Annotated in this window: 25 protein-coding genes and 1 riboswitch; of the genes, 18 read left to right on the top strand and 7 right to left on the bottom strand. The window is 61.0% G+C overall.

Going from position 1 to position 26,438, the window contains the following annotated elements:
- Positions 1–3: 3 nt before the first annotated feature.
- The 4 genes from fliN (at position 4) to OF122_RS04750 (ending at position 5,000) form a co-directional block, all read left to right on the top strand.
- Positions 4–291 carry a flagellar motor switch protein FliN gene (gene fliN / locus OF122_RS04765; protein WP_264227610.1) on the top strand — a complete coding sequence of 96 codons (288 nt, stop codon included), beginning with the start codon at positions 4–6 and terminating at the stop codon, positions 289–291.
- A gap of 32 nt (positions 292–323) precedes the next feature.
- On the top strand, positions 324–1,694 hold the full coding sequence (gene flbD, locus OF122_RS04760; RefSeq protein ID WP_264226669.1) for a sigma-54-dependent transcriptional regulator FlbD: 1,371 nt from the start codon (positions 324–326) through the stop codon (positions 1,692–1,694).
- Between the two features lie 113 nt (positions 1,695–1,807).
- Entirely contained in the window at positions 1,808–3,931 is a 2,124-nt protein-coding gene (gene flhA / locus OF122_RS04755; protein WP_264226668.1) for a flagellar biosynthesis protein FlhA, read from the top strand.
- Between the two features lie 64 nt (positions 3,932–3,995).
- Positions 3,996–5,000: a zinc-binding metallopeptidase family protein gene (locus tag OF122_RS04750; protein ID WP_264226667.1), complete on the top strand. Its 1,005-nt coding sequence runs from the start codon at positions 3,996–3,998 to the stop codon at positions 4,998–5,000.
- Between the two features lie 29 nt (positions 5,001–5,029).
- On the opposite strand, the gene OF122_RS04745 is transcribed toward OF122_RS04750, so the two are convergent.
- The 3 genes from OF122_RS04745 to OF122_RS04735 form a co-directional block, all read right to left on the bottom strand.
- Complete coding sequence (locus OF122_RS04745; RefSeq protein WP_264226666.1) at positions 5,030–6,406, bottom strand: dicarboxylate/amino acid:cation symporter; 1,377 nt, start codon at positions 6,404–6,406, stop codon at positions 5,030–5,032.
- 158 nt (positions 6,407–6,564) lie between these two features.
- Positions 6,565–7,701: a coiled-coil domain-containing protein gene (locus tag OF122_RS04740; protein ID WP_264226665.1), complete on the bottom strand. Its 1,137-nt coding sequence runs from the start codon at positions 7,699–7,701 to the stop codon at positions 6,565–6,567.
- A 159-nt stretch (positions 7,702–7,860) separates the two neighbouring features.
- The gene (locus OF122_RS04735; protein WP_408636305.1) at positions 7,861–8,433 is read right to left on the bottom strand and encodes a DUF1134 domain-containing protein; all 573 of its coding nucleotides are present in this window, start codon (positions 8,431–8,433) and stop codon (positions 7,861–7,863) included.
- 127 nt (positions 8,434–8,560) lie between these two features.
- Here OF122_RS04735 and OF122_RS04730 point away from each other — a divergent pair, with 127 nt between their 5' ends.
- From OF122_RS04730 to OF122_RS04715, 4 genes are all read left to right on the top strand, one after another.
- Positions 8,561–9,064: a YHS domain-containing (seleno)protein gene (locus OF122_RS04730; RefSeq protein ID WP_264226664.1), complete on the top strand. Its 504-nt coding sequence runs from the start codon at positions 8,561–8,563 to the stop codon at positions 9,062–9,064.
- Between the two features lie 97 nt (positions 9,065–9,161).
- Entirely contained in the window at positions 9,162–9,821 is a 660-nt protein-coding gene (gene chpT / locus OF122_RS04725; RefSeq protein ID WP_264226663.1) for a histidine phosphotransferase ChpT, read from the top strand.
- Between the two features lie 125 nt (positions 9,822–9,946).
- Complete coding sequence (locus OF122_RS04720; protein ID WP_264227608.1) at positions 9,947–10,306, top strand: response regulator; 360 nt, start codon at positions 9,947–9,949, stop codon at positions 10,304–10,306.
- Between the two features lie 160 nt (positions 10,307–10,466).
- On the top strand, positions 10,467–11,258 hold the full coding sequence (locus tag OF122_RS04715; protein ID WP_264226662.1) for a DUF2189 domain-containing protein: 792 nt from the start codon (positions 10,467–10,469) through the stop codon (positions 11,256–11,258).
- A gap of 181 nt (positions 11,259–11,439) precedes the next feature.
- Here OF122_RS04715 and ctrA read toward each other — a convergent pair whose 3' ends face one another.
- Positions 11,440–12,141: a response regulator transcription factor CtrA gene (ctrA, locus tag OF122_RS04710; protein WP_014131573.1), complete on the bottom strand. Its 702-nt coding sequence runs from the start codon at positions 12,139–12,141 to the stop codon at positions 11,440–11,442.
- A 402-nt stretch (positions 12,142–12,543) separates the two neighbouring features.
- Between ctrA and fliI the strand changes: the two genes are divergently transcribed.
- The 4 genes from fliI (at position 12,544) to OF122_RS04690 (ending at position 16,237) form a co-directional block, all read left to right on the top strand.
- Complete coding sequence (fliI, locus tag OF122_RS04705) at positions 12,544–13,878, top strand: flagellar protein export ATPase FliI (protein WP_264227607.1); 1,335 nt, start codon at positions 12,544–12,546, stop codon at positions 13,876–13,878.
- 19 nt (positions 13,879–13,897) lie between these two features.
- Positions 13,898–14,308: a flagellar export protein FliJ gene (gene fliJ / locus OF122_RS04700; protein WP_264226661.1), complete on the top strand. Its 411-nt coding sequence runs from the start codon at positions 13,898–13,900 to the stop codon at positions 14,306–14,308.
- A 114-nt stretch (positions 14,309–14,422) separates the two neighbouring features.
- A complete protein-coding gene (locus tag OF122_RS04695; RefSeq protein WP_264226660.1) occupies positions 14,423–14,755 on the top strand; it encodes an MmcQ/YjbR family DNA-binding protein in 333 nt (110 codons plus the stop codon).
- 102 nt (positions 14,756–14,857) lie between these two features.
- Positions 14,858–16,237: an L-serine ammonia-lyase gene (locus OF122_RS04690; protein WP_264226659.1), complete on the top strand. Its 1,380-nt coding sequence runs from the start codon at positions 14,858–14,860 to the stop codon at positions 16,235–16,237.
- A 2-nt stretch (positions 16,238–16,239) separates the two neighbouring features.
- Here OF122_RS04690 and OF122_RS04685 read toward each other — a convergent pair whose 3' ends face one another.
- On the bottom strand, positions 16,240–16,590 hold the full coding sequence (locus tag OF122_RS04685; RefSeq protein ID WP_264226658.1) for a DUF6476 family protein: 351 nt from the start codon (positions 16,588–16,590) through the stop codon (positions 16,240–16,242).
- Between OF122_RS04685 and OF122_RS04680 the strand changes: the two genes are divergently transcribed.
- The 3 genes from OF122_RS04680 (at position 16,589) to OF122_RS04670 (ending at position 20,043) form a co-directional block, all read left to right on the top strand.
- Positions 16,589–17,599, top strand: a complete 1,011-nt coding sequence (locus OF122_RS04680; protein ID WP_264226657.1) for an RluA family pseudouridine synthase — start codon at positions 16,589–16,591, stop codon at positions 17,597–17,599. The genes OF122_RS04685 and OF122_RS04680 overlap by 2 nt on opposite strands.
- A gap of 185 nt (positions 17,600–17,784) precedes the next feature.
- On the top strand, positions 17,785–18,663 hold the full coding sequence (gene rpoH, locus OF122_RS04675) for an RNA polymerase sigma factor RpoH (protein WP_264226656.1): 879 nt from the start codon (positions 17,785–17,787) through the stop codon (positions 18,661–18,663).
- 87 nt (positions 18,664–18,750) lie between these two features.
- Positions 18,751–20,043 (top strand): hemolysin family protein, encoded by a 1,293-nt coding sequence (locus OF122_RS04670; protein WP_264226655.1) that lies wholly within the window; start codon positions 18,751–18,753, stop codon positions 20,041–20,043.
- On the opposite strand, the gene OF122_RS04665 is transcribed toward OF122_RS04670, so the two are convergent.
- Positions 20,033–20,710 (bottom strand): thiamine diphosphokinase, encoded by a 678-nt coding sequence (locus OF122_RS04665; protein WP_264226654.1) that lies wholly within the window; start codon positions 20,708–20,710, stop codon positions 20,033–20,035. The two genes, OF122_RS04670 and OF122_RS04665, sit on opposite strands and share 11 nt — an antisense overlap.
- Before the next feature lie 26 nt (positions 20,711–20,736).
- A riboswitch (TPP riboswitch) is annotated at positions 20,737–20,837 on the top strand.
- 93 nt (positions 20,838–20,930) lie between these two features.
- On the opposite strand from OF122_RS04665, the gene thiB reads away from it, so the two are divergent.
- The 3 genes from thiB to OF122_RS04650 are packed head-to-tail and all read left to right on the top strand — an operon-like array spanning position 20,931 to position 24,180.
- A complete protein-coding gene (gene thiB / locus OF122_RS04660) occupies positions 20,931–21,950 on the top strand; it encodes a thiamine ABC transporter substrate binding subunit (protein ID WP_264226653.1) in 1,020 nt (339 codons plus the stop codon).
- Positions 21,951–21,956: 6 nt separating this feature from the next.
- Positions 21,957–23,555 (top strand): ABC transporter permease family protein, encoded by a 1,599-nt coding sequence (locus OF122_RS04655; protein WP_264226652.1) that lies wholly within the window; start codon positions 21,957–21,959, stop codon positions 23,553–23,555.
- The gene (locus tag OF122_RS04650; protein ID WP_264226651.1) at positions 23,542–24,180 is read left to right on the top strand and encodes a thiamine ABC transporter ATP-binding protein; all 639 of its coding nucleotides are present in this window, start codon (positions 23,542–23,544) and stop codon (positions 24,178–24,180) included. The genes OF122_RS04655 and OF122_RS04650 overlap by 14 nt, the downstream gene beginning before the upstream one ends.
- Here OF122_RS04650 and OF122_RS04645 read toward each other — a convergent pair.
- Positions 24,177–26,396 (bottom strand): hypothetical protein, encoded by a 2,220-nt coding sequence (locus OF122_RS04645; RefSeq protein ID WP_264226650.1) that lies wholly within the window; start codon positions 26,394–26,396, stop codon positions 24,177–24,179. The two genes, OF122_RS04650 and OF122_RS04645, sit on opposite strands and share 4 nt — an antisense overlap.
- Positions 26,397–26,438: the final 42 nt, after the last annotated feature.

The raw sequence follows: 26,438 nt of genomic DNA, 5'->3' as shown, positions 1-26,438 counted from the left end.
GAAATGCTGGCCGATATCGATAACGACGAAGAGGGCAGCGGCGAAAAATCAGCTGCCGATCTTGAGGCCGTCTTTGACGTGCCGGTGCGCCTTTCCGTGGTTCTAGGAAGAACCAGGATGCCGGTGGCAAAGCTGCTGAAAATGGACATCGGCACTGTGGTCGAACTCGACCGTCAGGTTGGCGAAGCCATCGATATTTATGTGAACGACCGCCTCGTCGCCCGCGGCGAAATCGTGCTCGTTGAAGGACGCCTCGGCGTCACCATGACTGAAATTATCAAGGCCGGCTAAACCCTTAGTCCGCCGGCAAGGAGACCACACCCATGCGCTTACTGATTATCGGCGCCCTCGAAGGACAGCTCAGCCAGGCCTCCAAGATGGCCATGGATGGCGGGGCCAAGGTCGCTCATGCTGGAACCATAGAGATCGCTTTGGCGTCCCTGAGGTCGGGCAAGGGCGCGGACCTGCTGCTGGTCGACGTCATGGTCGATATTCCTGCGCTGATCGCTGCCCTCGACGCTGAACGCATAGCCATACCGGTCGTTGCCTGCGGCACCGAAACCAATGCCGCCGCCGCTGTCAACGCCATCCGCGCCGGGGCCAAGGAGTACATTCCTCTTCCCCCCGACGCTGAACTGATCGCCGCCGTTATCGCGGCCGTCGCGCGGGAAAGCTCGGACTTTCTCTATCGCGACCCGGCTATGGCAAAGGTCGTCAAACTGGCCGATCAGATCGCCGGGTCGGACGCATCGGTCCTGATCACCGGGGAAAGCGGAACTGGCAAGGAGATCATGGCCAAATATCTGCACGCCCGCTCCAAGCGCGCCAACCGGCCCTTCATCTCCATCAACTGCGCTGCCATCCCCGAGCATCTGCTCGAATCTGAACTGTTCGGCCATGAAAAAGGTGCCTTTACCGGCGCCGTCGCCCGCCGCATCGGCAAGTTCGAGGAAGCCAATGGCGGCACCCTGCTGCTCGACGAAATCTCGGAAATGGATTTCCGTCTGCAGGCCAAACTGCTTCGTGCCATTCAGGAGCGAGTCATCGACCGCGTCGGCGGCACCAAGCCGGTCCCCGTCAATATCCGCATCCTCGCCACGTCAAACCGTGAGCTTCTGACCGAGGTCAAGGAGGGCCGCTTCCGCGAGGATCTGCTGTTCCGCCTCAACGTCGTCAATCTCAAGCTCCCTGCGTTGCGCGATCGGCCCGGTGACATCGTCGCGTTGTCCGAGCACTTCGTCGCCCGGTATTCGGCAGCCAACGGGCTGACCCAGCGCATCCTCTCCCAGGCAGCGCGCGACGAATTGCTGCGCGCCCCCTGGCAGGGCAACGTCCGCGAGCTCGAAAACACTCTCCACCGCGCCGTACTCCTCTCATCGGGCGACGTGATCGAGCCCGAAGCCATTCGCATGCCCGATGGCACGGGCCTTTCGGACGCTGTGGCCAGCCATTCCCTCGCCAGCCAGGCTGCGGCCGCTGCCGATGCCGTGTCCCGCTCGATGGTGGGACGCACGGTGGCCGATGTCGAACGCGATCTGATCATCGATACGCTCGGCCATTGCCTGGGCAATCGCACCCACGCTGCCAATATCCTGGGGATTTCGATCCGAACGCTGCGCAACAAGCTCAATCAATATGCCGATGAGGGGGTGGACATCCCCGCTCCCGGTGAAGCCCGCTATAGCGCCGCATGACAATCGCGGCGCCCCTCCCGCCGGCTGCTCCGCCCCATCCTGGGCTGGGCCGCGGCGTGGGGGCTGCCGCTGCCTCCCATCCTCCCAATCCATCGGGAACCATCCGCCAGACGATGACCGAACCCACCGCCGCCACCGCATCGGGCCCTCTGGGCCGCATCAACGAGATCGTCGAGATCATCCGCCAGTCCAATGCCGGGCTGGCGGTTGGCGTTGTGATCATCCTCGCTGTCCTCATCCTGCCGATGCCGGCGGTGCTGCTGGACATTCTTCTGGCCTTTTCGATGGTCTTTTCGGTCATGATCCTGATGACCGCGCTGTTCATCCAGACGCCGCTCGAATTCTCGGCCTTCCCGACCGTACTTCTGGTCTCGGCCATGTTCCGGCTGGCTCTCAATCTCGCCTCGACGCGTCTTATTCTCGCCGATGGGCATGAGGGCACCGCCGCGGCCGGCAACGTCATCGAGGCCTTCGGAAATTTCGTCACCCGCGGCAACTTCATCATCGGTGTGATCGTCTTTGCCATCCTTCTGATCGTCAATTTCATCGTCATCACCAAGGGCTCGGGCCGCATTGCGGAGGTCGCCGCCCGCTTCAACCTCGACGCCATGCCCGGCAAGCAGATGGCGATCGACGCCGACTTGTCTGCGGGGCTCATCGACGAAGTCGAAGCAAAGAACCGCCGCAAGACGCTCGAAGACGAAAGCTCGTTTTTCGGCGCCATGGACGGCGCGTCCAAATTCGTGCGCGGCGACGCCATCGCCGGCCTGCTCATCACCTTCATCAACGTCATCGCCGGTATCATCATCGGCACGATGCAGATGGGGCTGACCATACAGGAAGCCAGTTCCAACTATTCGCTTTTGACCATTGGCGACGGTCTGGTCAGCCAGATCCCGGCCCTCATCGTGTCCACCGCCGCCGGTATTCTGGTCTCAAAGGCCGGTATCTCCGGTTCGGCCAATCAGGCGCTCAGCACCCAGTTCACATCCTATCCGGTGGCGCTGGGCATGAGCTCGGGCGTCATGTTCGCCATGGCGCTGGTCCCCGGCATGCCACTCATCCCCTTCGTCACCCTCGGTAGTGCCGTGGGCTATCTCGCATGGACATCGGCGAAAAAACTCAAGGCCCAAAGAGCAGTCGTCGAACAGGAACAGGTTGTCGAACAGGCCCGCCAGATTGCCGCGGCCCCCACCGAAACCCCGATCACCGACAGCCTCAAGATCGACGAGCTCAAGCTCGAACTCGGCTATGGCCTTCTCAGCCTCGTCAAGGAAGACGATTCGGGCACCGACCGGCTCACCGAACAGATAAAGGCACTGCGTCGGCAGCTTGCCACCGAGCTGGGTTTCGTGATGCCTGCCGTGCGCATTCTCGACAACATGCAGCTCGAGCCCAACATCTACAAGATCAAGATCAAGGAAGTCGAAGCGGGCCATGGGGAGGTCCATGCGAACCAGCTCATGGTCATGGATCCCTATGGCAACAAGATCACCCTGCCCGGCCAGCACACTGTCGAACCGACCTTTGGCCTGCCCGCTGCCTGGATTGACGCCGCCCTGCGCGACGAGGCAGAAGTGCAGGGCCTGACCATCGTCGATCCCTCGACGGTGATCTCGACCCATTTGACCGAAGTGCTCAAGGCCAATACCGCCGACCTTTTGAGTTACGCCAACGTCCAGTCCCTTTTGTCCGGGCTCGACAAGGACCAGCAGAAACTGGTCGAAGATATCGTGCCGTCCCTCATTTCGGTCTCGGGCATCCAGCGCGTACTGCAGGGGCTTCTGGCCGAACGCGTCTCCATCCGCGACCTTCCCACTATCCTGGAAGGTGTGGCCGAGGTGGCCGGCTCGGCGCGCAGCACGGGCCAGATCATCGAGCACGTCCGGGCCCGGCTTGCCCGCCAGATCTGTGCCGCCAATCTGGGCATGGACGGCAATCTGCCGCTTTTGACCCTGTCCCCCAATTGGGAGCGCGATTTCGCCGAAGCCATGATGGGCGAAGGCGAGGAACGCCACCTTGCCATGGCACCGTCCAAGCTCCAGCAATTTATCGCCGGCATTCAGAACGGGTTCGAAAACGCCGCCCAGATGGGCGAAATCCCCGTCCTGATCACCTCGCCCCAAATCCGCCCGCACGTGCGGGCCATCATCGAACGCTTCCGTCCCCAGACTGTCGTAATGAGCCAGAACGAGGTTCATCCCCGGATCAGGCTGCGTACGGTGGGCAGCATCTAGCCGACCTGAAAGGAACCGGGCGCCGTCAGGGGCGTTGCCGCAGCGAACGCCATCGGAGGCAGCCATGCACCTTTTCACCTGCCCGAACTGCCGCCAGACCGTCTATTTCGACAACAGCGCATGTGGTCAATGCGGCACTTCGATCGGCTATGATCCGGCCACCAACCGCATGGTCGCCATTTCGAACGTTGCACCCTATTGCACCAATGCCGAACACGGCGCCTGCAACTGGATAGCGCCAACGGGCGGCCTTTGCATCGCCTGCAGCCACAACGAGACCGTCCCCGACATCTCCGATGCCCGCAACCTTTCAGATTGGCAGACACTCGAGCGGGCAAAAAAGCGCCTGTTTTACAGCCTCATACGCCTCAATCTCCCGCTGATCACCAAGGACGGGGATCAAGAGCGCGGACTCGCCTTCAATTTCCTTGCCGATACCGGCGCCGAGAAGGTGATGACCGGTCACAACAATGGCGTCATCACTATCGCCCTGGCCGAAGCCGACGACGCCGAGCGCGAAAGACGCCGCACTGAAATGGGTGAGCCCTACCGCACATTGCTCGGCCACTTCCGTCACGAGACCGCCCATTATTACTGGGACCTACTGGTGAGCAAAACAGATTGGCTCGAGCGTTGTCGAGCGGTGTTCGGCAACGATGCCCTCGATTACAATGAAGCGCTCAAGATCCATTACGCCAACGGCGCGCCGTCCGATTGGCCGCAACGCTTCGTATCTTCATACGCCAGTTCCCACCCCTGGGAGGATTTCGCCGAAACCTGGGCCCACTACCTCCACATCACCGATACACTGGAGACGGCGCGCAGCCTTGGGGTATCCACCGAACCGAAGCGCGACCACTCTGGCGAACTCTCCGCCGATGTTGATTTCGATCCCTATCGCACCACCGATACCCAAAGCCTGACCGAAGCCTGGGTCGGGGTCAGCGTCATGCTCAACGAGCTCAACCGCTCCATGGGCCTGCCTGACGCCTATCCCTTCGTCCTGTCAGACCCCATAGTGGGAAAGATCGGATTTATCGCCAGACTGGTCCACGATCAGCACACGTAAAAAAGGGAGGCCGAAGGCCTCCCTCTTGCCTATTGCGCCGGTGCGGCCACCGCCGACGGAGACGTGTCGAGCGCCTCTATCTGCTCAACGGTGTCATAGACGCTCTGGTCGAGGATGCCCTGCCGCTTGGCAACGATGGTAGGCACCAGCGCCTGCCCCGCAACATTGACTGCCGTACGGCCCATATCGAGGATGGGATCGATGGCAAGCAACAGCCCCACGCCCTCAAGTGGCAGGCCCAGAGTAGACAGCGTCAGCGTCAGCATGACGGTGGCCCCAGTAAGGCCCGCCGTCGCCGCCGAGCCGATGACCGAGACAAAGACGATCAGCAGATACTCCTGCATGCCGAGCTGAATGCCAAAGAACTGCGCCACGAAGATCGCCGAGATTGCCGGATAGATCGAAGCACAGCCATCCATCTTGGTGGTCGCGCCAAGTGGCACGGCAAAGCTTGCATATTCACGCGGGACGCCCAGATTTTTCTCCGTCACGCGCTCGGTGATCGGCATTGTGCCGACCGATGAACGCGAAACAAAAGCAAACTGGATGGCCGGCCATGCACCCTGGAAATACCGGATCGGGTTGAGCCCATGGACCGTCAGCAGCGTCGGATAGACAATGAGCAGCACGATCGCCAGCCCGATATAGATCGCCGCCGCATACCATCCCAACTGCGCCAGAGTATCCCAGCCATAGACCGCAACGGCATTGCCCAACAGGCCCACGGTGGCGATCGGGGTCAGCCGGATGATCCACCACAACAGCTTGTGGATGACTTTGAGAAACGCCCGATTGAAATCCAGAAACGGCTTGGCCGCATCGCCCACCTTGAGTGCGGCTATGCCCACCGCGATGGAAACCACGAGGATCTGCAGCACGTTAAAGCTCAGGCTCGTGGACGCTCCGCCATCGGTAATCCGGGTCGACGCCTGCAATCCCAGGACGTTGGAAGGGATAAGCCCAGTCAGAAAATCGAGCCATGAACCGGTTCGCGAAGGCGCCCGAGCCGCCGCTTCGGTGACTGCGGTATTGAGCCCGGGCTGAATGATAAGCCCCAGCGCGATGCCGATCAGAACGGCAATCAGCGCGGTGATCGCAAACCACAGCAGGGTTTGCCAGACCAACCGCGCCGCGTTGTTGAGTTCGCGCAGATTGGCGATAGAAGCCACAATGGCGGTAAATATCAGGACGGGGACGATAGCCCGCAACAGCTGCACGAAACTCGACCCCGCGGTCGAAAGCGTCTGCACCAGCCAGTTGGCGCCGGCGTCGGTGGGGCCCATCTGCCGGGCGATCAACCCCAGCAGCAGGCCAACGACCAGCGCCAGCAGCACCTGGAATCCGAAATTGGTATAGAGCGGGCCCTTTGGCTTGCGCGCCCGGACTTGGGAAGTAGTGGATGACATGATTTGCCTCATAGTCGGCGATCGCGAAACAGACACGATGCATAGATATAAGGCAGAGGCTACGCCCACTGAATGCGAGCGCCAAGGTTTGGAAATGCCGTCACTTGGGCCCGACAGGAAATATCCTGCTGGCATTTCGTCGAGCGGTGGAATGAACCTTACTGCGCGGCCCGATCACGCATCGCCAGCATGCGATCGGAAACCGAACCACCAGACGCTGTCTGATCGCTCGGCTCGAGGTCTTCAACGTCCATACTGTCCGCGGCGAACTTGCGGACTTTGTCGAACAGGCTCTCTGTCAGTGCCGGACTGTCTTCGGCATCGCCGGCATAGACCAGTCTCGAGACATCCGCCGCGATGGTTTCGAGGCGCGAACGCAGCGCCGCGGCGTCAAACCGTGCACTATCCCAATCCTTCATGATGGCCTCCTCGACCTCGGCAACCGCAGTCCTGAGCAATTCGCTCTGCTCGGCCTCTGAAAAATCTTCCGCCAGCAGCCGCCGCGCGCCCACGGCGTGATCCTTCTGCTCCTCGACGGCCGACTCGGTGAGAAGTGCACTGAGACGGCTCTCGGCACCCGAAATCCGGGCCTCTGCCCGCCGAAGCCCCAGTCGGGCTTCGCTTTCGGAATCGCTCTGGGAGAGCGTGTCGCGCAACATGGCGATGGCTTCGTCCTTGAGCCCGCTCTTTTTCTTCTTTTCCAGCCGCGCCAAAAGCATGCGGGTCTGGTCTTCGAGATAGCCATTGCGCTGGCGCTCGATATTGAGCGCCGTCAGCAAATCCTCGACATCGGAACGATAATCGCCGGTCAGTTGCTCGGCCGTGATTGCCTCGCCCGCTTCGGGCAGAAGGTCGGGGTCGATATCGGAATAATCCACGTCCGCCTGACGCAACCGGGCAGCAAGAGTGGCCGCGTCACGCTCAATATCGCGGATGCGGGCCACCAGCTCCTGCTCCCTGGTCTGAAGCGAACCGATAACCGCGAATTGCTCGTCGCGTTCGGTGCGCAACGCTCCCAGTTCGCTCATCGCCGCATCGAGTGCCACGACATTTCCGGAAATCTGGTTGCGCAGCGCGTCGATCTTGAGCTGATGCTTGCGCAGTGTGATGGCAAATTCGGCCCGCAGCTTGTCCTTGTCGGCGCGGAACTCGGCAAGCGTGACCGGTGTTGCCGCTTCGATCCTGCGTTTGGTCAGCCGGACAGCGCGACGCCAGAACGCCGGTCCGATGGCGATGGCCAATAAGGCCGCCGCCAGGAACCCGAGCGTGAAATACATCGCATTCTCAATGACCATACGCCTCTCCCCTGTCGGGAAGCCCTGCCGATAATATGCCGCCGAACCCCATCCGGCGCCATCAACACTTGCAGGTAACCTTACTCGATCAAACCGGAGGCGTCATCTCACAGCTGCGACATAACCGTGGGCGTCCTGCCACCTCGGAACTGCTCGGGATCAGAATGGGTTCCAAGTAGGCTCACGCGTGAAATTGAGATAACCCACGGCCACGCCGGCCCGTAGCCCCACGCCCGAACTGATCGGGACCACATAGACGTCGTTGAGCTTGAGTGCCGTCATGCCGATGCCACCAACCGCAAAGATTGAACCTTCGACGCCCGGATAGCGGTCATAGATCGATTCAACCGAAGGCAGATTGTAAACGAGCATCATCACACGACTGCCGTCGGCGCCGATATTGAGCCCCAGGCTCGGGCCCTGCCAGAACACCTGATGGGTGCCTGCGTTGCGGGTGTACATGGTTCCGTCGCCATACTTGGCGCCGATAAACAGCGCACCGCCGCCTTCCTGACCCAGAATATAGGCATTTGGCTGGCCGTACTGCTCGAATGCCTGCTCGATCACAGAGGCCAGCCCCTGGGCGACAGACCCGAAGAACTGATGCCCTGCCGAAAGAATCTCGTCACTCGAATAGGTGTCCGACAGCGACCCCTGCTGGCCGTTTGCCGGAGCGGCGCCGAAAGCAAGGCCCAGGGAAAGAACCAGTGCCGCCAAGAAGCGATTCATCATCAAAATATGTGCTCCCACTTCGCGCGTAAAAATTTCGCGATATGCGTACCGGTTAACCAAGGCCAAACGGCCCTGCGCTAGGATTGACCGGCCCGCCCCCAACAGCATAGCGGTTCATTGAGCGATAATGCGGCAAATAGGTAAACAAATCTTAACCCTTACAAAGTCTTACGCGACTTTCTGCCTGCTTTTTCTCGCGCTGGGCTTTGCGACGGCGGCGCCCGCGCAGGAAAAGTCCATTATCACCAATGCCCTGACCGGCGTCGCGCTTTCGGGCTTTGACCCGGTTGCCTATTTTACCGAGAACGCCGCATTGCAGGGAACCCCGGTCAACGAATTGGAGTGGAACGGGGTCACCTGGTATTTCGTCTCGGCTGCCAATAGGGACATATTTGCCGCCAACCCGGAAATCTATGCACCCGTTTTTGGCGGCCATTGCGCCATGGCCATGGCCCGTGGACACCTTTCCGACGGAAATCCGCAAATTTTCCGCATAGTCGGCGGACGCCTGATGCTGTTTTATTCCATCGGCAACCGTGCCGCCTTCGATATGGCTCCCGGCCCTGCTTTGGCCACGGCGGCCGTAAACTGGAACGCATTGCCCGATCGTCGGGCCGCCCAAAGTCAATAGAGCCGCTGGACACGATAAACTTGGCGTTGCCCTGCCCCACCTGCACAGTAAAGTGCCTTTAAAATTGATTCGAACAACGAAAAGCGAGAACTTGGCCATGACGAGCATTGTCGAACTGAGCGCGCCGGACCTTGCCGCGATGCTGTGCTCGCGTGTCTGCCACGACCTCATCAATCCCGTGGGTGCCATCGGCAATGGGCTTGAAGTGCTCGCCGACCCCACCCAGGTCGATATGCAGACCTTTGCCAAGGAACTGATCGAAAATTCGACCCGGCAGGCTCGCGCCAAGCTCGAATTTGCCCGCCTCGCCTTCGGCGCGTCCTCGACCGCAGGCACCGATATCGACACCCGCGAGGCCGATCGCGTTGCAACGCTGCTGATGGCCGGGGAAAAGGCGGACCTCGACTGGAAGGTCGCCCCCATGCTCCTTCCCAAGAACAAGGCCAAGCTGCTGCTCAACATGCTGCTGATCGTTGTCGCCGGCGTTCCGCGTGGCGGCACGGTCACCGTCGAAGTGGAAGGTGAAGCCGGAGCCGAGAGCTTCACGATCACCGCAACCGGCCCCAAGACCCTCATTCCCAATGCCGTGCAGGGCCTTCTTGCCGGCACACCCGAGGATGGCAGTGTTGACGCCCGGGGCATCCAGCCCTTTTATACCGGTGTCCTCGCGCGCCTCACGCATATGGGGCTCAATCTCGCGCTGGACGGCGAAATCCTGCGCTTCACCGCCGATCCGCTTTCACACACTATCGACTAGCCCAGGGTGGGCATCAGGGTTTGGCGAGCCGAAATGGCACGCCTTTCCCATTCGCTAACCATTGTGGCCGTAAACTCCCTCCAGTTCCGGGTACAACTCGCCCGGGAAGCTGAGGGATGGACCCTATGAAATCGTGCCTGATCATTGATGATTCCAGCGTGATCCGCAAAGTCGCGCGGCGTATTCTCGAAGACATGGACTTCATTGTCGACGAGGCCGAGGACGGACAGGAAGCGTACGAAAAGTGCGCCCAGGAGATGCCCGACGTCATCCTGCTCGATTGGCAGATGCCCATCATGAGCGGCCTTGAATTTCTCAAGGCCCTACGCGGCTATACCGGCGGCGACAAGCCCAGGATCGTTTATTGCCTGGCCGAGCGCGACATTGGCCATATCGCCATGGCACGCAAGGCCGGCGCCAACGATCACATGCTCAAGCCCTTTGACCAGCAGATGCTGGAATCCAAATTCCAGCCCTTCGTCTGAACCCGCACACATATATGTGACGGGGAATCCCACATCCCGCCAATTGTTGTATGCTCGAACCGTTGCGTTGCGGACAATGGCAACGCTCCGTGCAGCGCGGCATGCCCGCCCTCGGGGGAAATGCGAGGCATCGCGCTCCATGTGAACCGAGGAGATAAGCATGCCTGTGTATCCCAATCCCGCCCTTGCCCAATCGGATGCGCCGGAACACGCCATCCGCACAATTTCGACAGCCGACGTGTTCGACGCGCTTGGTAGGGGCGTATCCGATTTCTGGCGCCACCCCTCCCATTACCTGTTTCTGGCCCTCATCTATCCGGCAGTCGGCATTGTGCTGGCCGTTTGGAGCGCAGGCGGCGCGACATTTCCGTTGCTCTACCCATTGGCGACCGGCTTCGCTCTGATTGGTCCGCTCGCCGCAGTCGGCCTTTACGAACTCAGTCGGCGGCGTGAACAGGGCGAGGACGACAGCCCCCGTCACGCCTTTGCCGTACTCAAACATCGCTCCATAGGCGCCATTGTTGCCGTGGGAGCTATGTTGGCCCTGGTTTTTGTGCTCTGGCTGACCGCAGCCGGCGCCATCTACGACGCTCATTTTGCATCGAGCCCGCCTGCCGGGCTCATGGCCCTGCTCAGCGAGACCTTCACGACCGCGCGCGGCTGGAGCCTGCTGTTCTGGGGCAACCTCGTCGGGCTGGGCTTTGCGTTTTTCGTGCTGGCGACAACCGCGATCGCCTTCCCTTTGCTTGTCGACCGCGGCGGAAGCGCGGGCGACGCCGTCGTGGTTTCGGTGCGCGCCTTCGCCACAAACCCCTTGCAGCTGACCATATTCGGTCTCGTGGTCGCGATCGTTCTGTTTGCCGCTTCGCTACCGCTGTTTGTCGGTCTCGCTATCGCCCTACCGATGCTCGGGCACGCGACCTGGCACCTCTATCGCAAGCTCGTGGTCTGAGCCCCGGAGCGCGCCCGGATAAAAGGCACTACTTTGCCGGTTCGGACGCGTGACTCAGCATAGACTTAGAGGATTTCTGCGAAGCGAAGGACCGGCCAGCAAACGCCGAAATCATCTGAAACGACAAAGCCCGCGCGAGGGGATCGCACGGGCTTTCCAATTGGGGACTTGTAAGAACCGATCAGGCGCTTTCGGCCAATTCGTTCTCATCGGGCTCACGCAGCACATAGCCGCGGCCCCAGACAGTCTCGATGTAATTCTTGCCGGCTGTAGCCACAGAAAGCTTTTTGCGCAGCTTGCAGATGAACACGTCGATGATTTTCAGTTCCGGCTCGTCCATCCCGCCATAGAGATGGTTGAGGAACATTTCCTTGGTGAGCGTCGTACCCTTGCGGAGCGAGAGGAGCTCGAGCATCTGATATTCCTTGCCCGTCAGGTGAACGCGCTGGCCACCCACTTCGACGGTCTTGGTATCGAGATTGACGCTGAGGTCGCCGGTATTGATGACCGACTGCGCATGGCCCTTGGACCGGCGCACGATGGCGTGGATGCGGGCAACCAGTTCGTCCTTGTGGAACGGCTTGGTCATATAGTCGTCGGCTCCAAAGCCCAGGCCGCGTACCTTATCTTCGATCCCTGCCAGACCCGATAGGATAAGGATGGGAGTCTGAACCTTCGCAACGCGCAGCGTGCGCAGCACTTCATACCCGCTCATATCCGGCAGATTGAGATCAAGCAAAATGATGTCGTAATCATAGAGCTTGCCCAGATCGACACCTTCCTCTCCGAGGTCGGTGGTGTACGCATTGAAACTCTCGGATTTGAGCATCAGTTCGATGCTCTGCGCTGTCGCGCTGTCGTCCTCTATCAAGAGCACACGCATGCCAATCCCCTTAAATCCAACAAGTCCCTGCCTGGGACCGGGCGCTCAGCTCGATCCCGACGCCCTTAACCAAACCCTACTGGGTACGATTCGAAGCTACCGGTAATTAGTTAACAAAGTTTAATTCAGTCGGGCAATATGCGAGTTGCATTAACTGAACAAGGTGTTAACTCGTTGAAATATAAGAATAAATGGAAATTTTTTTTCTTAATGCACAACGTTAAGAAAGCCCTTCAAGCGACTCTTGAGACTCATTGAACCGGGGCTGGAAGGGGTAAGCGGACGCGCGCCGACGCGCAGCGAAAAAATTTGCTCAACTTCGGCAATATCGCCATAACCTTAAGGATGAGTTACCAATGTGGCCAATTCTGGGTGCGAATCATGACCACTGGAGACGCCACGGTGCAGTCCCTGATCTCCGACATTGAAGCGATTGACGAGATCGAGGTCTTTGGACGCGTCAAGACTGTGCAGGGCCTCTTGATCGAAGTGGTCGGTCCGGTGCGCGAATTGCGCGTTGGCGGACGCGTGACCATCGAAACCCAGACCGGCTCACCCCTTGCCTGTGAGATCATCGGCTTCCGCGACGGTCTCGCTCTCTGCCTGCCCTTCGGCCCCGTCGAGGGTGTAAGGCTGGGCTGCAAGGCAGTGTTTGCGGGCCATGATGGCGCCGTTTATCCCGACAAATCCTGGCTCGGACGCGTCCTCAACGCCGAAGCAAAACCAATCGACGGCGGCGCACCGCTGATGCGCGGCGCTGACCCCTACCCGTTGCGCAATCTCCCCCTGCCCGCCCATGAGCGCGGTCGCGTTGGCGGCCCCATCGATCTCGGGGTTCGGTGCCTTAACACCTTCACCACCTGTTGCGATGGCCAGCGCATGGGCATCTTCGCCGGCTCGGGCGTTGGCAAATCGGTCCTCATGAGCATGCTGGCGCGCAACACCGATGTGGACATTTCAATCATCGGCCTGATCGGCGAACGCGGTCGCGAGGTCCAGGAGTTCATCACCGAACAGCTCGGCGAAGAAGGCATGAAAAAAGCCATCGTCGTTGTCGCAACCTCCGATGAATCCGCGCTGATGCGCCGCCAGGCCGCTTACCTCACCGTCACCCTGGCCGAACATTTCCGCGATCAGGGCAAGCGCGTATTGTGCATGATGGACAGTCTCACCCGCTTCGCCATGGCTCAGCGCGAAATCGGTCTGGCCACCGGCGAGCCGCCCACCGCCAAGGGCTATCCGCCCACAGTCTTCACCGAACTGCCACGCTTGTTGGAACGCGCCGGTCCCGGTTTGGTTAATTCGGGCTCTGTTACCGGTCTATTTACCGTTTTGGTGGAAGGTGATGATCACAATGAGCCCATTGCGGACGCCGTTCGCGGCATTCTCGATGGTCATATTGTGATGGAGCGATCCATTGCCGAACGGGGACGCTATCCTGCCGTCAATGTTCTTCGCTCTGTTTCGCGCACCATGCCCGGATGCGTGCCGGAGGATTTCCGGCCCACTTTGAGCAAGGCGCGTGAGTTGATGTCGGTTTACGCCGACATGGAGGAACTGATCCGGCTAGGGGCTTACCGGAAAGGATCGGATCCCAAGGTTGACCGCGCCATCGCGCTCAACCCGGCGCTGGAGGCGTTTTTGAGCCAGCACTCGGATGAGCGGACCAATATCGCCGACGGCTACAATCTGCTGGCGACGATTCTGGGAACGGCAGGCGCGGGGGATACGGCTTGATGAGTAAGGAGTACAAGTCATGAAGTCCAAGAGCGCGAGCCTGATCCGGTTGAAGAAGTTTCAGGTGGACGAGAAGCGCCGTCAGGTCCTCCAGATCGAGACCATGGTTGCCGATTTCGAGCGCATGGCCGCCGAACTCGACCAGCAGATCGACATCGAGCACAAAAAGACCGGCATTTCCGACATCGCCCATTTTGCCTATTCCACCTTCGCCAAGGCCGCCATCACCCGCCGCGACAATCTCTTGACCTCGGCCGGGGACATGAAGAGCAAACTCGAAGCCGCCCAGGACGAACTGGCCGAAGCCATCGAGGACCTCAAGAAAGTCGAACTGCTCGACGCCCGCGAACACCAGCGCGAAAAAGACGAGCAGCAAAAGCGCGAACAGGCCGAATTCGACGAAATCGGACGCCTGCGCTACCGCCGCTAGGGTGCTTCCAGAGTGGGCACCACTTATCCGGTTCGGAAGCGCGACAAAACAAAGGCTTAGAGCAATTGAAGCGATTCCAGGAAACGCAGAAATGCTCTGAAACGAGAAGACGTCATGGATTTCAATGACGTCTTTGCAATTGCCTCATCCTTTCCCGGTGCCGTCCGATCCACCACCCACGGCACACCTTCCATAAAACTGGGCACCAAATTTCTGCTGCGTGAGCGCGAGCCGGGCATTCTGGCCCTCCAGCGCCCTTCGATCGGCGAACGCGACATGCTGATCGAAGCCGATCCCGACCTGTTCTTCATTACCGACCACTATCGCGACTACCGCTATGTCTTGATCCGCATGGATCGTCTCACGCCCGAACATTTCCGCGCGCTCTTTGAAACGATTTGGCGCGAAAAGGCGACCAAAGCACAGATTTCGACCTATGATCGCTGACAAAGGCGCAATGAATTCGCCAATGTCAGCTTGACGGGCGCAATAATTTTCTATTCCCTCAGCCGATAACGAACCACTCGACCGCGCAGGAGATGGCCTGGCATGTTCGTCTCGGTTTTTGACGTGTTCAAGGTCAGCGTCGGCCCGTCATCGTCCCACACCATGGGCCCGATGCTCGCAGCCGCGCGCTTTCTCGAGACCATCCGCGCCATCGAACCACCTGAAGGCGCACGCCTGCAGATCACCCTTTATGGCTCGCTCGCCTTTACCGGCGTTGGCCACGGCACCAACGCGGCCGTGCTTGCCGGTTGCCTGGGCTTTGAGCCCGAGATCTATGATCGGACCAAAGTCGAAACGGCCCTTGCAGAACTCGCCACCCGCAAGACCATTGAACTCGCCCCCCAACGAACCATCGCGCTCGATCCCGAAACCGACCTGATCGTCGACCGCAAGACACGGCTCGACACCCATCCCAACGGAATGCGCTTCGCATTGCTCGATGCCGATGAAACGATAATCGCACAGGAAACCTATTTCTCCATCGGTGGCGGCTTCGTCAAAACCCTCGCGGAAATCGAAGCGGGGGACATGCCCGCCACCCCGGCTGACGATGTCCCCTTCCCCTTCGCCAATGCCGACCAGATGCTTGAGATGGGCAAAGCCGCCAATCTCTCCATCGCCGAAATGAAGCGCCGCAACGAATGCGCCCGACTTGATGGCGAGGCATTCTCGGAACGCCTGATCAGCATCTGGGAGGTCATGGACGCCTGCATCACCCGCGGCCTTGCCGCCACCGGCGAACTCCCCGGCGGCCTCAAGGTCAAGCGCCGCGCCCGCGCCATTTACGAAAATCTTTCCGGCAAGTCCGGCGCCAACGATATGCCGCTTCATTCGGCCATCGATTGGCTTGCGGCCTATGCCATGGCCGTCAACGAGGAAAACGCAGCCGGTGGACAGGTCGTGACCGCGCCCACCAATGGTGCCGCAGGCGTTTTTCCCGCCGTCCTGCGTTACTATCTCTCCCACGTGCCAGGCGCCACGCGCGAAAAAATCCCCGAAATGCTTTTGGTTGGCGCAGCGATTGGCGGGCTCATCAAATACAACGCATCCATTTCGGGCGCTGAAGTCGGCTGTCAGGGCGAAGTCGGATCTGCTTCGGCCATGGCCGCCGCCGCTCTGTGCTCAGCGCTCGGCGGCACCAATGCCCAGATCGAAAACGCCGCCGAAATCGCTCTCGAACATCATCTGGGCATGACCTGCGATCCCATAAAGGGCCTCGTCCAGGTCCCTTGCATCGAGCGCAACGGGCTCGGTGCAGTCAAGGCCGTCGCAGCGGCGTCCCTCGCCATGCAGGGCGACGGCAGCCACATCGTTCCACTCGATGCCTGCATCGAGACCATGCGCCAAACCGGCAAGGACATGGACGAACGCTATAAGGAAACCTCACTCGGCGGGCTAAGCGTCGCCGTGCCGGATTGCTAGGACTATTGAGCCACCACAGCAATCTCGCGCACCATCTCTCCGGTTTCCCCGTCGAAAATCCGGATCGCCTGCCCGCCCTCTGCGCCATAGGTGACAGTCACCAGCCCGTCCTGGACCTGCGCCGAAATGACCTGCGCGCCTTCGGGCAGGGCGATCGACTGCAATGCGTACTGATCGGTCACCTCGCCGCCCATGGTGGCCAGACGATAGACAACGGCCAGCACAACAGCCATAAACCCCACCATCATGACGAGCATGGATAGGCCTGCCCGCCGGCGGGCTTTGGCCATCACCGCTTCGGCCTCCGGGCTCTGGGGCTCGTCCTTGTCGAAATTGGTTTGAGGGTCGGTCATGGCGGGCAGTCAGCTCCAACAGGATAGGCACGACGCCACCGTCCTCGAAACCGAGGCCGGGACGCGGCTCGATGCATTTCTGGCTGCCCGCTTCCCCCTCTTTTCGCGCAACCGCATCAAGGACTTGATCCTTACCGGTGCGGTCAGCGTGGATGGGACGACCAACGATGTGCCCAAATATCGTGTCAGGACCGGCGAGTCCATCACTCTCGCCGCCCCCGAACCGGTCGAGGCCGAACCCCAGCCCCAGGACATCGCGCTCAACATCCTCTTCGAGGACGAATATCTCATCGTCATCGACAAGCCCGCAGGCATGGTGGTTCATCCCGCACCGGGCAATGAGGACGGAACCCTCGTCAACGCCCTCATCCACCATTGCGGCGATAGCCTGCGCGGCATTGGCGGGGTCAAACGCCCCGGCATCGTCCATAGGCTCGACAAGGACACCTCGGGCGTCATGGTCGCCGCCAAGACCGAATTGGCTCATAACGGGCTCGCCGCCCAGTTTGCCGATCATGGCCGCACCGGCCCACTGGAACGTGCCTACTTCGCTTTCGTCTGGGGCGTCCCCAATCCCTTGGTCGGCACCGTCGAAACCATGATCGGTCGCGATCCCCACAACCGGCTCAAGCAATCGGTTCTCCCCCGAGAGGGACGGGAAGCTATCACCCACTTTCGCGTCGAAAGCCGCTTCAGTAACGAAAAATGGTCAATCGCACAGGTCAAATGCCAGCTCGAGACCGGCCGCACCCATCAGATCCGCGTGCATATGGCCCATATCGGCCATCCGCTGATCGGAGACGGCGTCTATGGTTCAGCCTTTGCAACAAAGATTAATACGGTGCCCGAACAGGTCCGGCAGGCCATCAGGTCCTTGAACCGGCAAGCGCTTCACGCCGCAATCCTTGGCTTTGCCCATCCGGTGACGGGCGAAACGCTCAGGTTCGAAAGCCCACTCCCCCCTGAACTCGCAGACCTCGCAACGAAGCTGGCGCCTTTTGCGTTATAGGGCTGAAACATCGGCCACCAGACCATGCATTCCGCGAATACCATATTTTCGCGGAACAGGGGTGTAATCGCCAAAATCAGACCTATATTCACTCCGATTATGTCCGCAAACGTGCCGCAAAGGGCGTCGATGCGGACCACAACCCGCCGGGGACACCCGGGGGTTTACGAGAGGGGGTGCTAGAAATGGCCCAATCCAATCTTCCTGTGCTTAGCTCGGAAAGCGGGCTCAATCGCTATTTGCAGGAAATCCGCAAGTTTCCAATGCTCGACCCTGACGAGGAATTTATGCTCGCCAAGCGGTACAAGGAGCATTCCGATCCCCAGGCGGCCCAGAAACTCATCACGTCCCATTTGCGCCTCGTGGCCAAGATTGCCATGGGCTATCGCGGCTATGGCCTGCCCATTTCCGAGGTGATCTCGGAAGGCAATGTCGGCCTCATGCAGGCGGTCAAACGCTTCGAGCCCGATAAGGGCTTCCGTCTTGCCACCTATGCCATGTGGTGGATTCGCGCCTCGATCCAGGAATACGTCCTTCGCTCCTGGTCGCTGGTCAAGATCGGCACGACAGCCGCCCAGAAGCGTCTGTTCTTCAACCTGCGCCGGCTGAAAGGCCAGATCGCAGCGCTCGAGGACGGCAACCTTCATCCCGACCAGATCAAGCAAATCGCCACGACCCTCAACGTGACCGAGGATGACGTGGTCTCGATGAACCAGCGCCTGACCGGCGATGCCTCGCTCAACGCGCCCATGCGCGCGGACGAAGGCACCAGCCAATGGCAGGACTGGCTGATCGACGATGTGCCCGATCAGGAAGAAGTTCTCGGCCAGAGCCAGGAATATGACGAGCGCATGGGCCTCCTCGAAGGCGCCATGGAAGTCCTCAACGACCGTGAAAAGGCCATCTTCAAGGCCCGCCGCCTGCAGGAAAGCCCGTCGACCCTCGAGGAGCTGGCTCAGGAATACGACGTCTCTCGCGAGCGTATCCGCCAGATCGAGGTTCGCGCTTTTGAAAAAGTACAGGACGCCGTCAAGGAGGCCGCCAGAACGCAGGCGGCCCATTGACGCGCGGTCCAGCTGTCCTCATTGTGCGGACCTCCGAAGGCAACTGAAAGATGAAATCGGATCAGCCGAAAGGCCGATCCGTCTCACATGATTGAGATAGCTATCGTTGCAGGCCTGATCCTGCTCAATGGCGTCTTCGCCATGTCCGAACTCGCCATCGTGTCCGCCAGCAAACCCCTGCTGCGGTCGATGGCCGAGCGGGGCCAGCCCGGCGCCTCGGCTGCCGTGCAACTGGCTGATGACCCCGGCCGCTTTCTATCCACCGTGCAGATCGGCATTACCCTGATCGGCATCGTCGCTGGCGCATTTTCGGGCGCCACGATTGGCGGCGTGCTCGTCCGGGCCTTGCTCGATGCCGGCTTGCCCGGTCCCGCTGCCTCTGCGCTCGGCTATGGCGGCGTGGTGGCCATCATCACCTACCTATCGGTCGTGGTGGGCGAACTCGTGCCCAAACAGCTTGCTCTGCGCAACGCCGAACGGGTGGCATGTGTCATCGCCCGACCCATGCAGATTCTCTCGCGAATCGCAGCGCCCCTCGTCTGGCTCCTTGATGCGTCGACACGCCTGATCCTGCGACTGCTTGGCCGCAGCGATACCGGTGAAGACCGCATCACGGAAGAAGAGATCAAATCGATCGTTGCCGAAGCAGCGGAAACCGGCGTCATCGAGCGTGATGAAAAGCGCATGATCGCAGGCGTACTGCGCCTGTCGGACCGTCGCGCCCGCTCGATAATGACGCCGCGCACCGACGTCGAAATGCTCGATTTCGATGATGATTTCGAGACCATCCGAGCGGAATTGGCGCGGGTCCGTCATTCGCGTCTGCCCGTTTCCAGTGGGGAGTTCGACAACATCGTTGGCGTTTTGGTGGTGCGCGATTATCTCACGGCCCAGCCCGCCGATCACGCGGCGCTGAAAAAATTGTTGCGCCAGCCCCAGGTCATTCCCGACACGCTGGGTGCGCTCGATGTGCTCAACCTGCTTCGCCGGGCGGATTTTCCCCTGGCCCTGGTCCTTGATGAATACGGGCACTTTGATGGCATCGTCACCCCCACCGACCTTCTTGAAGCCATCGCCGGTGTGTTCCGGTCCGATCTCGAAGAGGGAGAAACCGACCAGGCGGTCCAGCGAGATGACGGTTCATGGCTTCTGGCTGGAAGCCTGATGGTCGACGACCTGTCCGATAGGCTCGGACTGGTCCTGCCCGAACACCGCAACTATCAGACGCTTGCAGGCTTCATGATCGAGAGGCTCCAGCATCTTCCCAGGACCGGTGAAGTGCTCGAGGCGGGAAGCTGGCGGCTTGAAGTGGTCGATATGGATGGCCACCGGGTCGATAAGATCCTGGCAACCCCGATGGAACCGCCAGCTACAAGATAGCGTCCAGCAATCGTTTGTCCACGATCAACAGCCAGGGGTCCTGCACCCCCGGTGCCACCGTGATTTCAATGACATCCTCGGTAGCCCTGTTCGACGTGCCGATCGTTTGCCCCTGCACCATCTCCAACCCCTCGAGCCGGTAGAGCAAACCCTTTGAGCCTGCGAACTGCGTCCGCCCCAGCGGATAGATCGATATCCGCTCTCCTGCGCCGACCCTGAGACTGATCGAACCGGCAACCCCCATCGCCAGATCGTGGCCGTCGATCAAGATAATCTTTCGCTCCGTCGCATGGCGCGCCACCGCATGCAGCGCCGCCAGCGTGTGGTCGAACCGCCCGCCCGTCATCCCCAGCGCCAGCGTCAGCGGTGCGCGTGTCGAATAAAGGCACTTTTCGAAATCGGTTGTATCTTGTTCGGGCAGCGCAACGATCATCGTTCCGGCCGGAAATCGTGTCCGGTCAGCCACCGAATCCATATCCCCGATCACCGCATCGGGCACAAGCCCCGCCGCCATCAGGATGTCCCCGCCCCGATCGGCGCCCACCAGCCCCGCAGCCCGTTCGGCGAGTGCGGCCAGCATACCAGGATCGACCTCGCCCCCACCCACGATCAGCAGCGGCCCCTCGAAGACGAGACGCTCCCCGTTTTCCCCCGCGCCGTCTTGCACTGGTCCTTGCACGCCTATAGTGTCGCCTCGTCTCGCTGGGGTGTCTGTCCGAAAGGATGGGCTGAGAAAAACCCATAGAACCTGAACCAGGTCATGCTGGCGGAGGAAGTTCGAGATGGCAAGGGTCACAAATCCCCCTGCCATTTGAAACCTTTCCCCTCATTCATGGCCGCAAACTTGGCTCGGCGCCAGCAAAACCGTTGGTTTTGCACGCCAAACAATGAGGAAACTCATGATCGCTTCCGTAAGGACGAGCCTGTGCGCGGTTGTGCTCGGAGCTCTTGCGCTCCCGGCCGTCGCCCAGGACAATTCAACGCTCACCGTTTACACCTACGATGCCTTTGCCGCAGATTGGGGCCCCGGCCCCTTGCTCAAGGAGGGCTTTGAGGCCCAGTGCGAGTGCACGCTCAATTTCGTTTCCGCTGACGATTCGATCTCGGCCCTGCGCCGTGCCCAGCTCGAAGGCGACGCGACCGATGCCGATATCATTCTCGGGCTCGATACCGCGACCATAGGCGAAGGCAAGGCGACCGGCCTGTTCACCGAGCACCAGCTCGACCTGCCCGATTTCGACATCCCGCTCGAATGGACCGACGAGGTTTTCGTCCCCTTTGACTACGGCTATTTCGCCTTCGTCTATGACACCCAGTCGATCGCGACGCCCCCTGCCAGCTTCGAGGAACTGATCGCCCTCCCCGAAGACTTCAAGATCGTCATTCAGGATCCGCGCTCGTCCACCCCGGGCCTTGGCCTGATCCTGTGGATCAAGTCACTCTATGGAGATGATGCCGTCGAAATCTGGGAAGGCCTCGCACCGCACATTCTGACCGTCACCAGCGGCTGGTCGGAATCCTACGACCTGTTCCTCTCGGGCGAGGCCGATATGGTGCTCTCCTACACCACTTCCCCCGCCTATCACCTGATTGCCGAAGGCGAAGACCGCTACCGGGCGGCAAAGTTCGATGCGGGCCACTACACCCAGATCGAAGTCGCCGGCATTCTTGCTTCCAGCCCCAACCAGGAGTTGGCGCGCGAGTTTCTTGCCTATCTCGTCACTCCCGAGGGGCAGGCCGCCCTGCCCGAAACCAACTGGATGTACCCGGTACTCGAACCGACAGGCGGGCTCAATCCCGGCTTTGCCGAAATGATCGACCCCCAGCCCGCCCTTCTGCTTGACGCCGAAGAAGTGACCGCCAACACTCGGGCCTGGATCGAGGAAGCGTTCTCGACGCTGAGGTAGCAAAAATTGGCCGGGATACCCTCCACCTGGCGTCCCGGCCGCCGTTACGTCGGTGCATCGGTCGCCGCCATCGTCGCTGTTCTGATCGCTGCCCTTCTGGTGTCTCTCTGGGTCGCCGGGCAACGCTTTGCAACCACCGGTTCCAGCGTCACCGGCATCGGATACCTGCTGGTCACCTCCGCGACCCAGGCTGCCCTGTCGACTGTTCTGTCGATCCTCGCCGGCATGACCATTGCCTGGACGCTCGATCGACTGCGCTTTCCCGGCCGGGGCGCCGTCATCGGCCTGCTATCCACAGCGCTCGTCATGCCCTCGCTCGTTGTCGTCTCGGGCCTCCTGGCCATCTGGGGCCGCAATGGCTGGGTCAATTTCCTGCTCGCCCCCTTCGGGCTGGAAACCGGCTCCTCGATCTTCGGCCTCGGCGGCATCATCGCCGCCCACGTCGTTCTGAACGGCGCCTTTTCGGCCCGCATCTTTATCGACCGGTTGGCGGCCATCCCGATCGAAAAGCTCAAGCTCGGCCGCAGCCTGGGCCTTGGCCCGCTTCAGCGCTTTACCATCATCGATCTTCCCGCGCTCGCCGCCTCGATCCCCGGCGTGGCCGCCACCATCTTTCTTTTGTGTTTTACCAGCTTTCCCATCGTCCTAACCCTGGGCGGCGGCCCGGCCAACCAGACCCTCGAAGTCGCCATCTATCAGGCGGTGCGCCTCGATTTCGACCTTGGAGCCGCCGTCAACCTCGCCATCGTGCAACTGGTCGTCTGCGCTGCCATCATCATCCCCGCATCAACCCTTTCGCCCGCCGCCAACCTGTTCGGTTCTCCCAGCCATATCCACTGGCCCGAACGCCCCTGGCTAACCGGCCTCCAGCAGATCGTCCTCACCATCCTGCTCGCTGGCTTCCTCGCCCCCCTGATTGCCGTCCTGGGCGAAGGCTTCGGCGCCATTTCGAACATTCTCGTCCAAAGCGCCTTCTGGCGTGCCACACTTACCAGTCTGGTAATCGGCACCCTGAGCGCTCTGCTTGCCGTTGCGCTGGGCCTCGCGCTCGGCATGGCCCGCGCGCTCCAGGCCAGGGGCTCGCTTTGGCGCGCTGTCCTCGGCCTGCCGGTCTTTGCCTATCTCGCGGTCCCCGCCGTCGTTTTGTCGCTCGGCTTTTTCCTTCTCGCCCGCCTGACTGGCCTGGCACCAGTCATGGTGGCCCCGATCGTCTTGATCCTCGCCAATGCGCTTTTGGCGCTGCCCTTCGTCTTTGCCACCATCGCCCCGCCACTCGAAGCGCTCACCCTGCGCCATCACCGCGTCATCCGCTCGCTGGGCATGTCTTCGTTCAGCCAATGGCGCCGGATCGAATGGCCGCTGCTTGGCCAGCCCATTGGCTATGCCCTGGCCGTCGCCTTCGTTTTTTCATTGGGCGATCTGGGTGTCATATCGCTGTTTGGAACATCGGAATTTTCCACGCTGCCCTGGCTGATGTACCGCGCGCTGGGCGCCTATCGCACCAATGACGCCGAGGCCATTGCTGCGGTCCTGCTGATCGTGAGCGTCGCGGCCTTCATCCTCATCCCCAAACTTTTTGAAAAGCTGACCAATGCTCGAAATTGACCGTCTCACCTTCAGCTATGATGGCGGCAAAACCGGCTTTGCCTTCGATATGAGCATAAAGCCCGGCGAAATCGTCGGCCTGATCGGGCCCTCCGGCGCCGGCAAGTCGACCCTGTTCGATCTGATCGCTGGCTTTCTCGAACCGGCTTCGGGCGATATCCGGCTTGCGGGCCGCACCATATTGGAACTCCCCCCCGAACAGCGCCCCGTTTCGATCCTGTTCCAATCGGACAATCTCTTCGATCATCTCTCCACCGGCGCCAATGTGGCGCTGGGGCTGGGCGGCGGCACCAAAGCCAACGATGAAAGAGTAGTTGCGGCGCTCGATCAGATGGGGTTGTCAGACATGATCAACCGCCGCGCCGCGCGCCTGTCGGGCGGCCAGAAGCAACGTGTCGCCCTGGCCCGCACGCTGTTGCGCAATCGGCCCATACTGCTGCTAGACGAGCCGTTCACCGGCCTCGACAACAAAACCGCGGCCCCAATCCGCGACCTCGTCGCTCAAATGGTGCGCGCCAACAACTGGCGAAACATAGTGGTTTCCCATCAGGCCGACGACATCAAGGCGTTGGCCGACCGCACTTACCGCATCGAAGATGGACGCACAGTCCTGGAAGCGCGCTAACCGCCCGCTGCCTCGGCGGCATCCTCCTCCGCCTCCGGCTCGGCGTCGGCCCCCGCCGCGCCATCGAGCTCTGCCCACGCCGCCAGAACATCGGCAAAGATTGCCTCGCCATCTTCGCCCTTTTCGAGCGTCAGAATTGCGCGCCGGCCGGTGCCGTAAACCATGGCCAAATCCATCCATTGGCGGCTTTCGAGCAGGTTGAGATTGTTCTCGACATCAAGATCGCTCGCGCTCGAAAGCGCGAACAGGAACGAATTGCCCACGATCCGAGCCGACGCCCCGGTCAGCGGCTGGCCCTGCACCAGTTCCTCGTTCTTGAGCAGGACCCCCGGCAGGTTGGCAATCGAACCGCCGACAAAACTTTCAGCCACCGAGAAGTTCACCTCCATGAGGTGACTTGCCGGCAAATTGTCATCCGCATTGCGCCGCAACAAGACCTCGACGTCCAGGTTGCGCGCCGGAATCGATGCCTCGGCGATGATCGTCGGATGCCCCAGTTCGTCGGTCCCGCGCGACCATTCCACGCTACCCGTATAAGGCACTGCACCTGCTGCCCCGCCGGCCTGCTCCTCGAGCAGCAGCGATTGCGGACCGTCCGTGGTGATCGCGACGCCGGCCTCGTCCTCGCCATCGCCGTCCGGGCTCGCCGGAGTACCGGCCTCGGCGGGAAGCCGGTCCTCGAACGTAGCCTCGGGCTCACTCGGCGTGGTTGACGGAGTTTCCGTTTCAGTGAACGGCAATTCCTCTCCGGGCATGGTCGACCCGCTCACTTCGCCGTTGGAACTCGGCACCTCGGGCGTTGTATTGACCGCTTCAGGCGTCTCCGGCTGGGTTTCAGCCGGTGTCGGATCGGTCACCGGGTCGGCGTCGGCGACTTCGGTGGTTTCCGGTGTCTGGTTCTGTGCAAAGACCGCATTGAGATCGACGAACCCCTCACGCCAGGCCCAGTACCCCGCCAGACCGCCGCCGCCCAAAAGCAGCACCGAAATCAGAAGGAATATGGTAAAGGCGCCAAAACCGCGCCGCGACCCGCCATCGTCGTCACTGGGGCTCTCGTTTTCATCTTCATCGGCGGGTGATGCGCCAGTTTCGTCGGCGGCGGTCGTTTCCCCGCGCGCTTCCCGATCGAGCGCAGCAATCGCGCGGTCGATCGCCACTTGAGCGTCGGAAACTTCCGGGCGCGCCAGAATGCCCGGCTCAAGCTCCACCTCGCGGACGCTCGACATTGCCGGCTCCGGCTCGGAAGCCACCTCGTGCGCGCCGCTCAGTGGACGCCCATGAAGGTCGATCAGCGGCACGCCGCTACGCGGTTGCGCATCGGCTTCCGAAATTATGAAGTGCTTTTCCTCGACTCCATGAGCTTCGGGAGCCTCATGTTCCTCCCGTTCGACAGAAGGCACGAACGGGACCACCCGCTCGTCCTCGTCCGGCTCGGTCGTGGAAGGCTCGATATCGTCAGGTTCATGCGAAGCCCGCTCCGCGGAGGCAATGATATCCTCGATCGAGCTGGGACGGGGCGATTCAGCTTCGGGCTCCGGAACCGCCTCGACGGCCTCGTCATCTCCGGAAGGCAAATTTTCTTCGTCTGGCGCAAACATGGAGGCTGGTTCGGACGAAAACCGGTCCTCGCCTGCAGCGCTCCCCTCCTCGCCGTCTTCCCCCCACCGGGGCTCACGCTCGACCACTTCGGGCTCGTCGGCATGTGGCTCACTGGTCTCGGCCTCAGTCTCGGGCTCGGGCTCGGGCTCGGGCTCGGGCTCGGGCTCGGGCTCGGGGACAAAATCATTGGCCGGAGCCGAGACGAAATCATCCCTCTCGCTATCGTCCGATTCAATTTCTGGCTCGGGCTCAACCTCTTCGGGCTCGGCTTCGGCCTCCACCAGAACTTCGTCACGGTCATCGAACGGTGCGGCCGGCTCATCGGTCACATCCTCGACATCTGGTGCGATTTCGGGCTCGGCTTCCGGTTCCGGCTCCTCCACGGCGCGGAAACGCCCCAGGAGCCGTTCGGTCGCCTCGTGTTCGACCTCGCGAATACAGTCTTCAAGATTTAGCCGATGGGTCGTGATCTCACGCGCCGGCAAGGGTGGCTCGATGGCGCGCAACTGGGCAACCAGAGCACTGCGCGCCTTTTCGTAAACCGCCCGGCGATTAGCCCCGGTATTGTCCGGCAGGGCATCGATCGCCTTGCGCAAGAGTTCACGATAGTCGGCCATATCTACTCAACATCACTTGTTGCCGGCATTAGACAAAGTTGT

The sequence above is a fragment of the Pelagibacterium flavum genome (assembly GCF_025854335.1).
GTDB lineage: Bacteria > Pseudomonadota > Alphaproteobacteria > Rhizobiales > Devosiaceae > Pelagibacterium > Pelagibacterium flavum.
The sequence above is the reverse complement of the archived record's forward strand: the minus strand, read 5'-3'. Positions and strand labels throughout refer to the sequence as shown.

Coding starts and splice junctions, on each gene's coding strand:
- fliN (WP_264227610.1), top strand. CDS start 4: ATGCTGGCCGATATCGATAACGACGAAGAGGGCAGCGGCGAAAAATCA.
- flbD (WP_264226669.1), top strand. CDS start 324: ATGCGCTTACTGATTATCGGCGCCCTCGAAGGACAGCTCAGCCAGGCC.
- flhA (WP_264226668.1), top strand. CDS start 1,808: ATGACCGAACCCACCGCCGCCACCGCATCGGGCCCTCTGGGCCGCATC.
- OF122_RS04750 (WP_264226667.1), top strand. CDS start 3,996: ATGCACCTTTTCACCTGCCCGAACTGCCGCCAGACCGTCTATTTCGAC.
- OF122_RS04745 (WP_264226666.1), bottom strand. CDS start 6,406: ATGTCATCCACTACTTCCCAAGTCCGGGCGCGCAAGCCAAAGGGCCCG.
- OF122_RS04740 (WP_264226665.1), bottom strand. CDS start 7,701: ATGGTCATTGAGAATGCGATGTATTTCACGCTCGGGTTCCTGGCGGCG.
- OF122_RS04735 (WP_408636305.1), bottom strand. CDS start 8,433: ATGATGAATCGCTTCTTGGCGGCACTGGTTCTTTCCCTGGGCCTTGCT.
- OF122_RS04730 (WP_264226664.1), top strand. CDS start 8,561: ATGCGGCAAATAGGTAAACAAATCTTAACCCTTACAAAGTCTTACGCG.
- chpT (WP_264226663.1), top strand. CDS start 9,162: ATGACGAGCATTGTCGAACTGAGCGCGCCGGACCTTGCCGCGATGCTG.
- OF122_RS04720 (WP_264227608.1), top strand. CDS start 9,947: ATGAAATCGTGCCTGATCATTGATGATTCCAGCGTGATCCGCAAAGTC.
- OF122_RS04715 (WP_264226662.1), top strand. CDS start 10,467: ATGCCTGTGTATCCCAATCCCGCCCTTGCCCAATCGGATGCGCCGGAA.
- ctrA (WP_014131573.1), bottom strand. CDS start 12,141: ATGCGTGTGCTCTTGATAGAGGACGACAGCGCGACAGCGCAGAGCATC.
- fliJ (WP_264226661.1), top strand. CDS start 13,898: ATGAAGTCCAAGAGCGCGAGCCTGATCCGGTTGAAGAAGTTTCAGGTG.
- OF122_RS04695 (WP_264226660.1), top strand. CDS start 14,423: ATGGATTTCAATGACGTCTTTGCAATTGCCTCATCCTTTCCCGGTGCC.
- OF122_RS04690 (WP_264226659.1), top strand. CDS start 14,858: ATGTTCGTCTCGGTTTTTGACGTGTTCAAGGTCAGCGTCGGCCCGTCA.
- OF122_RS04680 (WP_264226657.1), top strand. CDS start 16,589: ATGGCGGGCAGTCAGCTCCAACAGGATAGGCACGACGCCACCGTCCTC.
- OF122_RS04685 (WP_264226658.1), bottom strand. CDS start 16,590: ATGACCGACCCTCAAACCAATTTCGACAAGGACGAGCCCCAGAGCCCG.
- rpoH (WP_264226656.1), top strand. CDS start 17,785: ATGGCCCAATCCAATCTTCCTGTGCTTAGCTCGGAAAGCGGGCTCAAT.
- OF122_RS04670 (WP_264226655.1), top strand. CDS start 18,751: ATGATTGAGATAGCTATCGTTGCAGGCCTGATCCTGCTCAATGGCGTC.
- thiB (WP_264226653.1), top strand. CDS start 20,931: ATGAGGAAACTCATGATCGCTTCCGTAAGGACGAGCCTGTGCGCGGTT.
- OF122_RS04650 (WP_264226651.1), top strand. CDS start 23,542: ATGCTCGAAATTGACCGTCTCACCTTCAGCTATGATGGCGGCAAAACC.
- OF122_RS04645 (WP_264226650.1), bottom strand. CDS start 26,396: ATGGCCGACTATCGTGAACTCTTGCGCAAGGCGATCGATGCCCTGCCG.